11 protein-coding genes are annotated in these 13,169 nt (G+C 61.3%); 5 read left to right on the forward strand and 6 right to left on the reverse strand.

Annotated elements, in window-relative coordinates:
- Nucleotides 1-68: 68 nt before the first annotated feature.
- The 3 genes from So717_RS03415 to So717_RS03425 all read right to left on the reverse strand — a co-directional run bounded on the left by So717_RS03415 (nucleotide 69) and on the right by So717_RS03425 (nucleotide 3,252).
- Nucleotides 69-1,334, reverse strand: a complete 1,266-nt coding sequence (locus So717_RS03415; RefSeq protein ID WP_159974777.1) for an ABC transporter permease — start codon at nucleotides 1,332-1,334, stop codon at nucleotides 69-71.
- Complete coding sequence (locus So717_RS03420) at nucleotides 1,331-2,137, reverse strand: taurine ABC transporter ATP-binding protein (protein WP_159974778.1); 807 nt, start codon at nucleotides 2,135-2,137, stop codon at nucleotides 1,331-1,333. Before So717_RS03420 ends, So717_RS03415 begins: the two co-directional genes overlap by 4 nt.
- 113 nt (nucleotides 2,138-2,250) lie before the next feature.
- On the reverse strand, nucleotides 2,251-3,252 hold the full coding sequence (locus So717_RS03425; protein WP_159974779.1) for a taurine ABC transporter substrate-binding protein: 1,002 nt from the start codon (nucleotides 3,250-3,252) through the stop codon (nucleotides 2,251-2,253).
- Between the two features lie 780 nt (nucleotides 3,253-4,032).
- Here So717_RS03425 and So717_RS03430 point away from each other — a divergent pair.
- On the forward strand, nucleotides 4,033-5,427 hold the full coding sequence (locus tag So717_RS03430; protein ID WP_159974780.1) for an aminotransferase family protein: 1,395 nt from the start codon (nucleotides 4,033-4,035) through the stop codon (nucleotides 5,425-5,427).
- A gap of 1 nt (nucleotide 5,428) precedes the next feature.
- Here the strand turns inward: So717_RS03430 and So717_RS03435 are convergent, their stop codons facing one another.
- On the reverse strand, nucleotides 5,429-6,769 hold the full coding sequence (locus So717_RS03435; RefSeq protein ID WP_159974781.1) for a hypothetical protein: 1,341 nt from the start codon (nucleotides 6,767-6,769) through the stop codon (nucleotides 5,429-5,431).
- A gap of 178 nt (nucleotides 6,770-6,947) precedes the next feature.
- On the opposite strand from So717_RS03435, the gene So717_RS03440 reads away from it, so the two are divergent.
- Nucleotides 6,948-7,211, forward strand: coding sequence for a YMGG-like glycine zipper-containing protein (locus tag So717_RS03440; protein WP_159974782.1), 264 nt, complete (start codon nucleotides 6,948-6,950; stop codon nucleotides 7,209-7,211).
- Nucleotides 7,212-7,271: 60 nt separating this feature from the next.
- On the opposite strand, the gene So717_RS03445 is transcribed toward So717_RS03440, so the two are convergent.
- Together So717_RS03445 and ppk2 are read right to left on the reverse strand one after the other, a co-directional pair.
- On the reverse strand, nucleotides 7,272-7,511 hold the full coding sequence (locus So717_RS03445) for an HP1242/YdcH family protein (protein ID WP_159974783.1): 240 nt from the start codon (nucleotides 7,509-7,511) through the stop codon (nucleotides 7,272-7,274).
- A gap of 17 nt (nucleotides 7,512-7,528) precedes the next feature.
- Entirely contained in the window at nucleotides 7,529-8,416 is an 888-nt protein-coding gene (ppk2, locus tag So717_RS03450) for a polyphosphate kinase 2 (protein WP_159974784.1), read from the reverse strand.
- Nucleotides 8,417-8,762: 346 nt separating this feature from the next.
- Between ppk2 and pdxR the strand changes: the two genes are divergently transcribed.
- The 3 genes from pdxR (at nucleotide 8,763) to pta (ending at nucleotide 13,152) form a co-directional block, all read left to right on the forward strand.
- Entirely contained in the window at nucleotides 8,763-10,259 is a 1,497-nt protein-coding gene (gene pdxR / locus So717_RS03455) for a MocR-like pyridoxine biosynthesis transcription factor PdxR (protein WP_159974785.1), read from the forward strand.
- A gap of 70 nt (nucleotides 10,260-10,329) precedes the next feature.
- Complete coding sequence (gene xsc, locus So717_RS03460) at nucleotides 10,330-12,108, forward strand: sulfoacetaldehyde acetyltransferase (RefSeq protein WP_159974786.1); 1,779 nt, start codon at nucleotides 10,330-10,332, stop codon at nucleotides 12,106-12,108.
- A gap of 45 nt (nucleotides 12,109-12,153) precedes the next feature.
- On the forward strand, nucleotides 12,154-13,152 hold the full coding sequence (gene pta / locus So717_RS03465; protein WP_159974787.1) for a phosphate acetyltransferase: 999 nt from the start codon (nucleotides 12,154-12,156) through the stop codon (nucleotides 13,150-13,152).
- The last annotated feature ends 17 nt before the right edge of the window (nucleotides 13,153-13,169 follow it).

A 13,169-nucleotide genomic window follows, 5' to 3' on the forward strand; every position in this document is an offset into this window, starting at 1 on the left:
CCCAGAGGAGCCTTCGATGAATGTCTTTGACTGGTGTAAGTCACGCAGTCACTAAACTGAGGCGCGGCTTACCCTTTCCCTTTCCACGGGACGAGCATGCGTTCGGCCCACCGCATAAGCATGTCGATGCCAAAGCCGATCACACCGATCAGGATGATGCCCATGATCACGATATCGGTGTTCTGGAACTTCGAGGCCGTCATGATCATCATGCCCGCCCCCTGCTCCGCCGCAACCAGCTCAGCCGCAACCACCGTGCCCCAGCAAACGCCCATGGCAACCCGCGCGCCGGTGAAGATCTCGGGCAGCGAGTTGGGGATGATCACGTGACGCATGATCTGCCATTTGCTGGCCCCCAGCGAGTAAGCAGCGTGCACCTTGGAGATCTTCACGCCGGACACACCGGAACGTGCCGCAATCGCCATGATCCACAACGCAGCCAGGAACAACAGGATGATCTTGCCCGCCTCACCAATACCCGCCCAAATGATCACCAGCGGGATCAGAGCCAAGGGCGGCACCGGCCGCATGAACTCGACAATCGGGTCAAACCAGCCCCGGAACCAGTCGCTCAGCCCCATCGCATAGCCCAGCGGGATGCCCACCAGAGCGCCGATCACAAAGCCCACGATCACGCGGAAGAGCGAATAGCCCAGATGCTCAACCAGGGTGAAGTTGCGAAAGCCGGAGCTGACCACTTCAATGGTCCGGGTCCAGACCGCCTCGGGCGCGGGCAGGTAGAGTGGCTCCATCTGCCAGCCCTTGGCAGGCTCAAAGTTCGGTGTGCCCCGGTCGCTAAGCGTGACAGTCCCGCCATCCACCGCAACCGTCTGACCGGGGGCGATGGACTGTCCGTTGACGGCCACAACAGTTGCACCGTCGTCACGGCCCAGCTCATCGTTCCGATCCACCCGGATCAGCCCCGAACGCCATTGCGCAATCGCGGCTGAATCGTTCTTGGCAAAACCATCGCCCGGGTCGACCTCGGGCGCGTCCGTGCTGATTTCGCGCGGATGCACAACAACGGTGACCGTCGCATCGTCACTCTGGCCATTCGCCTCAGCCGTATAGGTGAATGTCGTTGTCCCTTCATAAGGCCCCGGCGCATGCAGAAAGCCCGGCAGCAGGCTGGAGCCGGTAAAGATGCCCCACATCAGGAAGATCGTCAGGATCGAGATGATGCCCGCCGCCCGGTTGGGGCGCACAGCACTTTCATCGCCAAAGGTCACCGTCTTGAGCGAGGTGTAGTCCTTGAGGCCAGCACCCTGTACGACCTTGGTCACGATGAAGAACGCCGCCACAAAGATGGTGACATATATCAGCAGAGGGATCATGCCGCGTTCTCCTTCCCGCCCATGATTTCTTCTTCCATATCCCAGATCATGTTCAGGATCTCTTCCCGCTTGGGCCCGAAGTCGGGGTGTTTCTTCACTTCTCGCAGATCGGCATTCACGCCGAGATCCGCAAAAGGCAGCCGGTATTCGGTGTGGATACGCCCGGGGCGCGGCGCCATCACGATCAGGCGTTCACCCAGAAGCAGCGCCTCTTCGACCGAGTGGGTGATCAGGATGATCGTCTTGCCGGTCTCTTTCCAGAGCTTCAGCACAAGGCTTTGCATCTTCTCCCGCGTGAGCGCGTCGAGCGCGCCCAGCGGTTCGTCCATCAGGATGACATCCGGGTCATTCGCCAAGCACCGCGCCAGCGCCACGCGCTGCTGCATCCCGCCCGAGAGCTCATAAACCGCCTTTTCCTTGAAGTCCTGCAGGCCCACCACGTCGAGCAGGTGGTCGACCGTCTCGTCCTTCTCGGCCTTGGGTGTGCCCTTCATCGAGGGGCCAAAGCCCACATTCTCGCGCACGGACATCCACTCAAACAGCGCGCCCTGCTGGAACACCATGCCACGCTCGGCATCCGGCCCGGTCACCTTGTGACCATTCAGGATCAGCTCTCCGCTGGTAGGCGCCAGAAACCCCGCCACGATGTTCAGCAATGTGGTCTTGCCGCAGCCCGAGGGCCCCAGCACGCTGAGCAACTCGCCCGCCTTGAGGTCGAGTGAGACGTCCTGCAAAGCCTGCACATGGCTGCCATTCGGCAGATCAAAGCGCATCGATAAACTATTTATGGATAATCCGGTCATGTCATCACGTCCCCACCTATTGCCCGCGCATAGCGGAAAAATGGGCGGGGTTGACCCCGCCTTCTGCCTTGTTTGCGAAGCGGCGCGGGACTGTCCCGCGCCGCCCGGCGACTTTACATTTCGCTCGCAGCTTGCAGCGGGCCCGTGTTCACCGAGTCCTCATAGCTGTCGAGTGCCGACCCGATTGAACCGGCCTCCACAAACACGCCTGCCACGCCCTGCATGAAGGGGGCAGCGTTTCCGCCCAACCACTTCTCGGAAAGCTGTTCTTCAATCGAGGGGAAGGTAAATCCGCCAATGGCGGTGCGCGCGGCGTCGAGATCCATACCGGCCTGCTGTGCAATCACAGACAGCATCTCTTCGCTTTGGTTCGCGGTCCAGTCGGCATTGGCATCTGCGGTGACTTTGAGGAATTTGGCCACGACATCGCCGTTCTCCGCGATGAAGGACGCCGGTGCCGATGTGACATCAAACACAAGAATACCAAGCTCTTCCTTTTCCGCGCCGGTCAACAGCACGTTGCCATATTCCATCATCCGGCCCAGGCCACCGCCAAAACCACAGGCGAAATCCACAGCCTTCTGGCTCAAAGCGGCTGCACCCTCTGGCGGCGCCATGTCCACGACCTGTAGGGTGGATACATCAACACCGAAATGGTCCATCTGCCGCAGGAAGCCGTAGTGCGCGGCTGTCCCCAGCGGCACGGCCACTTTCTTGCCTGCCAGCTCACCAGCGGTCTCCTTGTCGATCTCCAGATCAGCATGCACAACGCAGTTGTCGTTCTCCGAATAGGATACGGCCACATCCACTGTCTGAATGTCCTGGCCGCCGGAGGTCGCAATCACGAAAGGCGGCACACCCTGCGAGACAGACATCTGCACGTCACCCGACGCCATTGCTGCCGACATCGCCGTGCCGGTTTCGAACGACACCCAGTTCACTTTCATCCCCAGCGCTTCATCATAAGCACCGGAGGCTTTGGCCGCCAGGAACGGCATCGGCCACTCAAGGAAGTAGCCAATGGTGATCTCACCATGGCCATCCGCCGCCGCACTCTGCACGCTCAGCGCCATCACGGCACCTGCTACAAAAGCACATGTTGTCTTCTTGATCATTTCGTTCTCCCGTTGATCATACGCCAGCCCTTCCAGACCGGCCTTCATTTGGTGCACTGCGGCTTGTCACCGCCATTGCTCTTCGTTTGCACGTGAATATCCAATGTCAGAAATGCACTGCCTGCAAGAGCATTATTGATACAAAACTGTCATTCGGATGAAACTGCCCGAAAAATGCGCCTCTCTTCTTATCTGCCTGCAGAAAACTGCAAACCCTTGAAAAACAAGATTTCAATTTCCCGAAGCCAAACCGCTGTTCTGGCCGTTTGTGCGCGCATAGTGGCGTGGGATACCCCAGAGAAAACGTCCACTTTTGCCTCCTCAATGAGTCCAGTTTTTACCTGAGGCATCCGCCTTCCAGTCCATCTGATCGCGCAGGCCCAGCGTCACCACCGGCAGTACCGGGTTCACCTGAGTTCCATGACATCCCCTAGCCCCAAAGCCCACGCCCCCCGTCTCGAAAGCGGAGACCACGTGACCCAGCGTCGGGCGCGGTCACCCGCCAAAGTGCGTCAGGGATCTGCATCAGCCATCCGTCGCTCACAAAAGCGGCACCGGTCAACGGGGCCAAAAGACTGCAGATTTGACGCGGGCGGCTCAATTGGCCCACAATAACAGGGCGATGCGACCGATATCGCTTGATTGCGCCCAGCATCTGGATCTATCGTTGCAGCACATCTGGCCCTACTGCGGGTGCCACAAAAACAGTCATGTCAGCCAAATCCGGATTGCTCGCCATCCGATTTCACCTGATTCTACGCCAACAGAAAGGCCCGACCCATGGACGGTAATTTCAACGAGAACGACCTCAGCCGCGTCGTCGAAGCGGACCGCGCAAATGTCTGGCACCACCTGATCCAGCACCAGCCTTTCTTTACAGGCGCTGATCCCAAGATCATCATCGAAGGCAAGGGCCTGCGGGTCTGGGACCAGAAGGGCATCGAGCACATCGACGCTGTCTCGGGCGGTGTCTGGACAGTCAACGTGGGCTATGGCCGCGAGAGCATGGGCGACGCGGTGCGCGACGCCATCGTGAAAATGAACTTCTTTGGCGGCACCGTGGGCTCGATCCCCGGCGCGCTCTTTGCCGAAAAGCTTCTGACCAAGATGCCCGGGCTCGACCGCGTCTACTATGCCAACTCCGGCTCCGAGGCGAATGAGAAGGCCTTCAAGATGGTCCGCCAGATCGCGCACAAGCGCTATGGCGGCAAGAAGCACAAGATCCTCTACCGTGATCGCGACTACCACGGCACCACCATTGCCTGCCTCTCAGCGGGTGGCCAGGATGAGCGCAACGCGCAGTATGGTCCTTACACGCCCGGCTTCATCCGTGTGCCGCACTGCCTGGAATACCGCAAGCACGAGCAGGAGGGCGCGCCCGAGCAGAATTACGGCGAATGGGCTGCCAATCAGATCGAAGAGATCATCCTGCGCGAAGGCCCCGACACCGTGGGCGCGCTCTGCCTTGAGCCTATCACAGCGGGTGGCGGCGTGATTGAAGCGCCAGAAGGCTACTGGCCGCGCGTTGCCGAGATCTGCAAAAAATACGACATCCTGCTGCACATCGACGAGGTCGTCTGCGGCGTGGGCCGGACAGGCACATGGTTCGGTTACCAGCACTACGGCATCCAGCCGGACATGGTGACCATGGCAAAAGGTGTGGCCTCTGGCTACGCGGCGATTTCCTGCCTCGCGACCACCGAAGCCGTGTTCGACATGTTCAAGGACGACACCTCGGATCACCTCAACTACTTCCGCGACATCTCCACCTTCGGCGGCTGCACCGCAGGCCCGGCGGCGGCGCTGGAGAACATGCGCATCATCGAGGATGAAAACCTGCTCGAAAACACCACTGCCATGGGCGACTACATGCTGGGCAAGCTGGGCGAGCTGAAAGACAAGCACGCCGTCATCGGCGACGTGCGCGGCAAGGGTCTTTTCCTGGGTGCGGAGCTGGTGAAAGACCGCGAGAGCCGCGACCCGGCTGATGAGAAGATGGTGCAAGCCGTTGTTGGCGACTGCATGAAGCAGGCGGTGGTCATCGGCGCCACCAACCGCTCGCTGCCCGGCAAGAACAATACACTGTGTTTCTCACCCGCGCTGATCGCAACCAAAGACGACATCGATCAGATCTGTGCGGCGGTCGACGGCGCACTGACCCGCGTCTTTGGCTAAATCATCTGTCCTCCGCGCCCCGCGCGGAGGATACCCCCGGTGCCATGGGGGCCAGGAGCGGGTTGATCCGAGCCAGCCCTGCCATTTCCTTACACATCGGCCCCGCGTCATGTTGCGTGAGCCAAGCCGTGTAGTCCTCCGGGAAGTATGCGCTCTTGCTGAGGCGTATACCATCCCAGTCCTGCGGCAGATCGTCAGAGCGATGGAGAACAGTGACACCGTTCAACGGATCCTGTGCGTCCTGCCGCACAAGGATGTTGCCAAAGCCAGACATCGAATGCGGCACCCTCTTGAAGAAGACCGATGTTCCGACATGCACGTGACAGTCCGCACAGAATAAGGCTGCGACATAGGACGCCTGGAAGACAAGCTTGTAGGACGCGTTGCGCAAGAAGACCGGTTCGGCGATCATAACACTGCGCAGATGCACCTCCGCTTCGATATAGGGGTGGCCAATCTCTTCAAGGATCATCAGCGCACCTAGGGCAACACCGCCGTGGCGATCCTGGGTCAATAACCGTAGCGCCTCGATGACCCGCGCGCCCAACGCCTTGCTGGTTGTCAAAGTGACGATCGCACCCAGCGTTGCTGTGCTCGGGTGTGAGTGCAGGATGTGATCCTGGTTGAACCCCAGTCCACACCCCTCGCGCGATGTGATTTGGCTGACTACCGGGTCATCCACGCCCGCAACCCCGAAGGAGCGCAGCCACTCGCCCAAGGGTCGCGCGTCGATGGAGGCAAGCATCTGATCACGCAGCTGGTTCACCAGATTCAGCGTCATGATTTCGTTCTGCATCGCCGCCGCTTGCGCCTGTTCCTGCAACCGCTGCGTCTGGCTCTCCATGAAGCGGGTCTGGGCGTCCATCAGCTCCTGTTGGGCCTGCATCACGCGGGTCTGATCCTCCAGCTTGGCTATCTGCTCGAAGAGCAGCACCGTCCCGGTGAAAGACGCAAACGCCAGCAGAAGCGCCAGCGCCGTGCCGATCACCCAGCGATAGAAATTCGACCACGCGTACCAGCCCAGCACCACCCGGGCGAGCTTGTCGGCCTCGCGCTCCGCCGCCGCCCGGTCCTGCGCCACCGCCGCCGAGACACCCGAGATCAGCGTGAACGAGATGTCCTCTACCGTCGCCTCTGCGCGGCCTGTGAGCCTGCGCAGGATCACCCCGCGAAAAAGCAGGCCGATCACCAGCAGGCCGACACAGGTGCAGATCACGATGAAAAAGGTCGCGGCCCAGTCGCGGGCAAACCCTTGCGTGACGCCCCAGGCCCCGACCGCCACAGGCACAATCACGAGGGCCGCCGCGAAAAACCCGATCCAGAACGACAGATGACGCGACATGGCATTCCCAAGTTGACCCTCGCCGCCGCAACTCTGCCACAGCCACGCAAAACGGCCAAAACCAAATCGCTTGCCCCCCGCATCGGCGTCTTTCCGCGCGCCACCTGGTCACGGCGCATTTCAAACGGAACCTCCCATGAGACGGCACGTTGAGAGGTCAGTGTAAAGGAGTAAGCGAATGCGTAAGATTGTTCTCACATTGCCGCTGATCGCGGCGGTTGCGGCCTGCGCCACGCAGGATCAAAACACCATCGCGGGCACACTCGGCGGGGCTGCGGCTGGGTATGCTCTGGATGACAACGACCGTGGTCGGGGCGCGCTGGTCGGCGCCGCCGCTGGCGCCATCGCAGGCAACCAGCTTGTCCGCCCGACCGGTACAAACAGCCGCAACTGCACTTATCAGAACCCGGACGGCTCCCGCTACACGGCGGCCTGTCCCTGATGCGGCACCCGCGGGCCGGGGCTGTCCCTCTCCCCGGCCCGCGGGCTGTCCGCCCGCAGGTCAGACCATAGCCAGTTGACCAGCTATTTCGTCCTTCAGATGCAGGCGCTCCTTGCGCATCTCCAGCATGTGGAAATCATCCGTCGGCTCCACATTGGTTTCGGCCCTATGGATGGCGCGGTTCAGCGCATGATAACTGTCCAAAAGCTTCCTGAAGCGCGGATCAATCAGCTTTCGCGCGCCGATCTGCTGCGCGCGATCAGGGAACTCTTCATAGACATTATGGGGGACGTGGCTCATGTCGATCTCCTTTTTTCTTATGTACGACGTCGGGATTTGGGGTGCAGGGAGGACGCCAGGATGTGGTCCGATGAATGAACCACATGGCTCGCGGTACGCACGATCAGCGGGTCAGGCGCAACAGCAACAGCCTCATCCCGATCCGGATAATCAAAGGCGGCGAGGAAGTGCCTCATGCAGTTCAGCCGCGCCCGCTTCTTATCGTTAGAGCGGATGACCGTCCAAGGCGCATCAGCCGTGTCGGTGTAGAAGAACATGGCCTCCTTTGCCTCGGTATAGTCGTCCCATTTGTCCAGACTGGCCCGGTCAATGGGTGAGAGCTTCCATTGCTTCAAAGGGTCGGTCTCGCGTGAGGTAAACCGCGCGCGCTGCTCGGCGCGCGTGACCGAAAACCAGTATTTGAACAAACGAATGCCCGAGCGTGTCAGCATCCGCTCGAACTTCGGGGTCTGACGCATGAACTCCAGATAATCGCCCGGCGCGCAAAAGTTCATCACCCGCTCGACGCCCGCACGGTTGTACCAGCTGCGGTCATAGAGCACGACCTCGCCATCCGTTGGCAAATGCTTGATGTAGCGCTGAAAAAACCACTGGCCGCGTTCTTCGTCCGTGGGCTTATTCAGCGCTACGACACGCGCCTGCCGGGGGTTGAGATGCTCCATGAACCGTTTGATGGTGCCACCCTTGCCCGCAGCATCGCGGCCCTCAAAGAGCATCACCACCTTCTGCCCGGTCTCGTGCAGCCAGTGCTGCACCTTGAGCAGTTCGACCTGGAGCGCGGCTTTCTCCGCCTCGTACCGGGCGCGATCAAGCTTGGTGTCGTAGGGGTAATCTTCCTGTTCAAACCCTAGTCCCGCAACAGCAGCGGGATCCGGACCTGATTTTTCCAGAACCGCATCTTTCATGGCATTATCCTTTCGTTGAGCGCGATTCTTCTGCGCCTAAAAAACCGATCTGTCTCTGATATCGATCAAGGCGTGGCGCATTTTCTGGCTCTGCGTCTTGATCAGCTGCAAAACCCCAGCCGACAATCAGAACAAGACCTTAGCAGCGCCGCCGATAGGTCCAGTCAGCCTGCGAGCGCGGTGTATATAAGACCACTTGCAATATATGAGCATAAATGATACCCATAGTTTCAATAATTAGTGTTTTGGTTTCCACGGACTGTGCATTTGGGGGGAGCTGTCAGGCCGTTTCGCGCCTGACTAATGCCAGATTGCGATCAGTCTATATCCAGAATAGGCTGAGCACATGGCGTTGCCCGTCGAGACATTCTTTCTGCATCCTGACGCCCAGGGGACTCTGCAATCGCAGATCCAGCAGATGATTGCGCAGGGCATCCTGTCGGGTCGTTTCCAGCGCGGGGAAAAGCTGCCCTCGACGCGTAAGCTTGCGACCCATCTCGGCGTCAGCCGCATCACCGTCACCATCGCCTATACCGAGCTTCTGGCCAATGATTATCTGACGTCGCGGGGCCGGTCCGGCTATTTCGTGTCCGACAACGCCCCCGTGCCGCCCGCCTTCGCACCCAGCGAAGTAGGTCCCGATGCGGTCGACTGGACCCGCGCGATTGGCCAGAAATTCTCCGGCGGCGATACCGTGCGCAAGCCGCCCGATTGGGGCGGTTATCGCTATCCCTTCATCTACGGCCAGGCCGACCCCGCGCTTTTCGATCACGCCAACTGGCGGCTCTGCGCGCTGAAAGCGCTGGGGCAGAAGGATTTCACCGCGCTGACCACCGATTACTACGACCAGGACGACCCGCAGCTCATCGAGTTCATCGCGCGGCACACCCTCCCGCGCCGGGGGATCACGGCGCGCCCCGAGCAGATCCTGATCACCCTGGGCGCGCAGAACGCGCTCTGGCTGACGACGCAGGTGTTGCTGACACAACGCCGCCGCGCGGCGCTGGAAGACCCCTGTTATCATGCGCTTAGGGATATCCTTAGCCAGTCACGCTGCCACGTCACCCCGGTGCGGGTTGATGCCGACGGCATGCCGCCCGACGCGATCCCGCCCGACACGGATGTGATCTTCACCACTCCCAGCCATCAATGCCCGACCACCAACACCATGCCCATGCACCGCCGGCATGACCTGCTGGAGCGGGCCGCCGAGATGGATGCGCTGATCGTCGAAGATGACTATGAATTTGAGATGTCTTTTCTCAAAAGCCCCTCACCTGCGCTCAAGAGCCTGGATGCCGATGGCCGCGTGATCTATGTGGGCAGCTTCTCGAAATCGCTCTTCCCGGGGCTGCGGCTGGGCTATCTCGTGGGCTCCGAACCCTTCATCCGCGAGGCCCGCGCGCTGCGCGCCAGCGTGCTGCGTCACCCGCCTGGGCACGTGCAGCGCACCGCAGCCTATTTCCTCTCGCTCGGTCATCACGACGCGCTCATTCGTCGCATGGGGGCCGCCCTGCATGACCGGCGCGAGGTGATGGCCAAGGCAATCGCCGCAAACGATTTGCAGATCGCAGGACAGGGCGCCTACGGGGGGTCGTCCTTCTGGATGCGCGCGCCCGACACCGTCGACACGCAAGAGCTCGCCCGCCGCCTACAGGCCAAAGGTGTTCTCATCGAATCCGGACACGCCTTCTTTTCCGGCCCCACCCGCCCCAAAAGCTACTATCGACTGGCCTATTCCTCGATCCCGGCGAACCGGATCACCAAAGGCATCGATGTGGTCGCAGGCGAGATCCGCGACATGGCCCATCTGGGTCTAAGCGAAGCCATTAACTGGCCCTAACGACCCTTAACGCAACCCTCTAAGTAACCCCCAGCCCAGAATCACCACTGATCAATCAAGGAAACGCCCGATGAAAATGACAACTGAAGAAGCCTTTGTAAAAACGCTGCAATCGCATGGCATCGAACATGCCTTCGGGATCATCGGCTCCGCCATGATGCCGATCTCCGACATCTTCCCCGACGCAGGCATCACCTTCTGGGACTGCGCGCATGAAGGCTCCGCCGGCATGATGTCGGATGGCTACACCCGCGCCACCGGCAAAATGTCGATGATGATCGCGCAGAACGGCCCCGGCATCACCAACTTCGTGACCGCCGTGAAAACTGCCTACTGGAACCACACGCCCTGCCTGCTCGTCACACCGCAGGCCGCCAACAAGACCATCGGTCAGGGCGGCTTCCAGGAGATGGAACAGATGCACCTCTTCGCTGACTGCGTGGCCTATCAGGAAGAAGTGCGTGACCCCTCGCGCATCGCCGAAACTCTGGCCCGCGTGATCGCCAAGGCCAAGCGTCTGTCTGGCCCGGCGCAAATCAACATCCCACGGGACTTCTGGACGCAAGTTGTGGACATCGAGATCCCCGACCCGATCGAGTTCGAAGTCTCCCCCGGTGGTGAAAACTCCGTCGCCAAAGCGGCCGAGATCCTGTCAAATGCGAAAAACCCCGTCATCCTGAACGGCGCTGGAGTGGTTCTGTCCAAAGGCGGCATCGAAGCCTCCAAGGTTCTGGCCGAACGTCTCGAAGCGCCGGTCTGCGTGGGCTACCAGCACAACGACGCCTTCCCCGGCAACCACCCGCTTTTCGCCGGCCCGCTGGGCTACAACGGCTCCAAGGCCGGGATGCAGCTGATCAAGGAAGCGGACGTTGTGCTTTGCCTCGGCACCCGCCTGAACCCCTTCTCCACCCTTCCCGGCTACGGCATCGAGTACTGGCCTGCGGATGCGAAAATCATCCAGGTGGACATCAACCCCGACCGCATCGGCCTGACCAAGAAGGTCACCGTCGGCATCGTGGGTGACGCCGCCAAAGTGGCCAACGGCATCCTCGCGCAGCTCTCCGACACCGCCGGCGACGAAGGCCGCGCCGAGCGCAAAGCGCATATTGCCCAGACCAAATCCGCCTGGGCGCAGGAACTGACCTCGCTCACACACGAGCAGGACGACCCCGGCACCGACTGGAACGTGCGTGCCCGCGCCGCCAAGCCGGACTGGATGAGCCCGCGCATGGCATGGCGTGCGATCCAGGCCGCGCTGCCGGTTGAGGCGATCATCTCGTCGGACATCGGCAACAACTGCGCCATTGGCAACGCCTACCCGTCTTTCGAGGAAGGCCGCAAGTACCTGGCCCCCGGCCTCTTCGGCCCCTGTGGCTACGGTCTGCCTGCCATCGTGGGTGCCAAGATCGGCCAGCCGGACGTGCCGGTTGTGGGCTTCGCGGGTGACGGCGCCTTCGGCATCGCGGTGAACGAGCTGACGGCGATTGGCCGCGGCGAATGGCCTGCGATCACGCAAATCGTCTTCCGCAACTACCAGTGGGGCGCGGAAAAGCGGAACTCCACGCTGTGGTTCGATGACAACTTCGTCGGCACCGAGCTGGACACCGAGGTCTCCTATGCCGGGATCGCGCAAGCTTGTGGTCTGAAAGGTGTGGTCGCCCGCACCCAGGAAGAGCTGACCGCCGCGCTGAACCAGGCGATCAAGGATCAGATGGAGAACGGTGTGACCACGCTGATCGAAGCCATGATCAACCAGGAGCTGGGGGATCCGTTCCGCCGTGACGCGATGAAGAAGCCTGTCGAGGTTGCTGGCATCAGCAAAGACGACATGCGTCCGCAAACCGTCTAAGGCTAGGGTGCCGCACAGCATCCGCATAAAAGAAAGGACCAGGCCATGAGCGTACTGAGCGCATTGACCGACCGCGCCACCGCCCGGCCTGCCCATATCGTAATGAGCGAAGGCCACGATCCCCGGATCGTGGCTGGAGCCATTGCCGCTGTCACAGCTGGCACCGCCCGCATTACCCTGGTCGGCCAACACGACGATGTTGCCGCCCAACTCGTCGCTGCGGGCACGCCCAGCCACCCCAACATCGCCATTGAAGACCCGGCCACCTCCGCGTTGAGCGGCGATCTGGCAACGGCCTTCTATGAGCTCCGCAAGCACAAAGGCGTCACACCCGAGATCGCCGAGCAACAGGTGAAGAACCCGCTTGTCTTCGCCGCCCTAATGGTCCGTGAGGGCCACGCCGACGGCACCGTTGGCGGCGCCATCCACACCACCTCCGACACCGTGCGCGCCGCCTTGCAGGTCATCGGCAAGGCCAAAGACGCACCGCTTGTCTCCAGCTTCTTCCTGATGGCCCTGACAGAAGGCCATCCCTCAGGCCGCGACGCGATGATCTTCGGCGACTGTGGTCTGGTCATCGACCCGACTGCCGAGGAACTCGCCGCCATTGCCGTGGCCTCCGCCACCTCCTGCCGACAGCTGCTTGACGTCGAACCGCAGGTGGCGCTGTTGTCCTTCTCCACAAAGGGGTCCGCGAAACACCCCACCGTCAGCAAAGTGGCTGAGGCAGCCGCCCTGTTGAAAACCCGGCACCCCGACCTCAAGGCCGATGGTGAGCTGCAGTTCGACGCGGCCTTCGTGCCTGACGTCGCCGCCTCCAAAGCCCCCGGCTCCCCCACCGCCGGGCAGGCAAACGTCATGATCTTCCCCAACCTCGACGCGGGGAACATCGGCTACAAGATCGCCCAGCGGATGGGGGGGGCGGAGGCCATCGGCCCGACGCTGCAGGGCCTCGCCAAACCCGCAAACGACCTCTCGCGCGGCTGCACCGCCGAAGACGTCGCCAATATGATCGCCGTGACCACCCTGCAGGTCGCCCGCTAACCCTCTAGGAGCTTTCC

The sequence above is a fragment of the Roseobacter cerasinus genome (genome assembly GCF_009811755.1).
GTDB classification, from domain to species: domain Bacteria; phylum Pseudomonadota; class Alphaproteobacteria; order Rhodobacterales; family Rhodobacteraceae; genus Roseobacter; species Roseobacter cerasinus.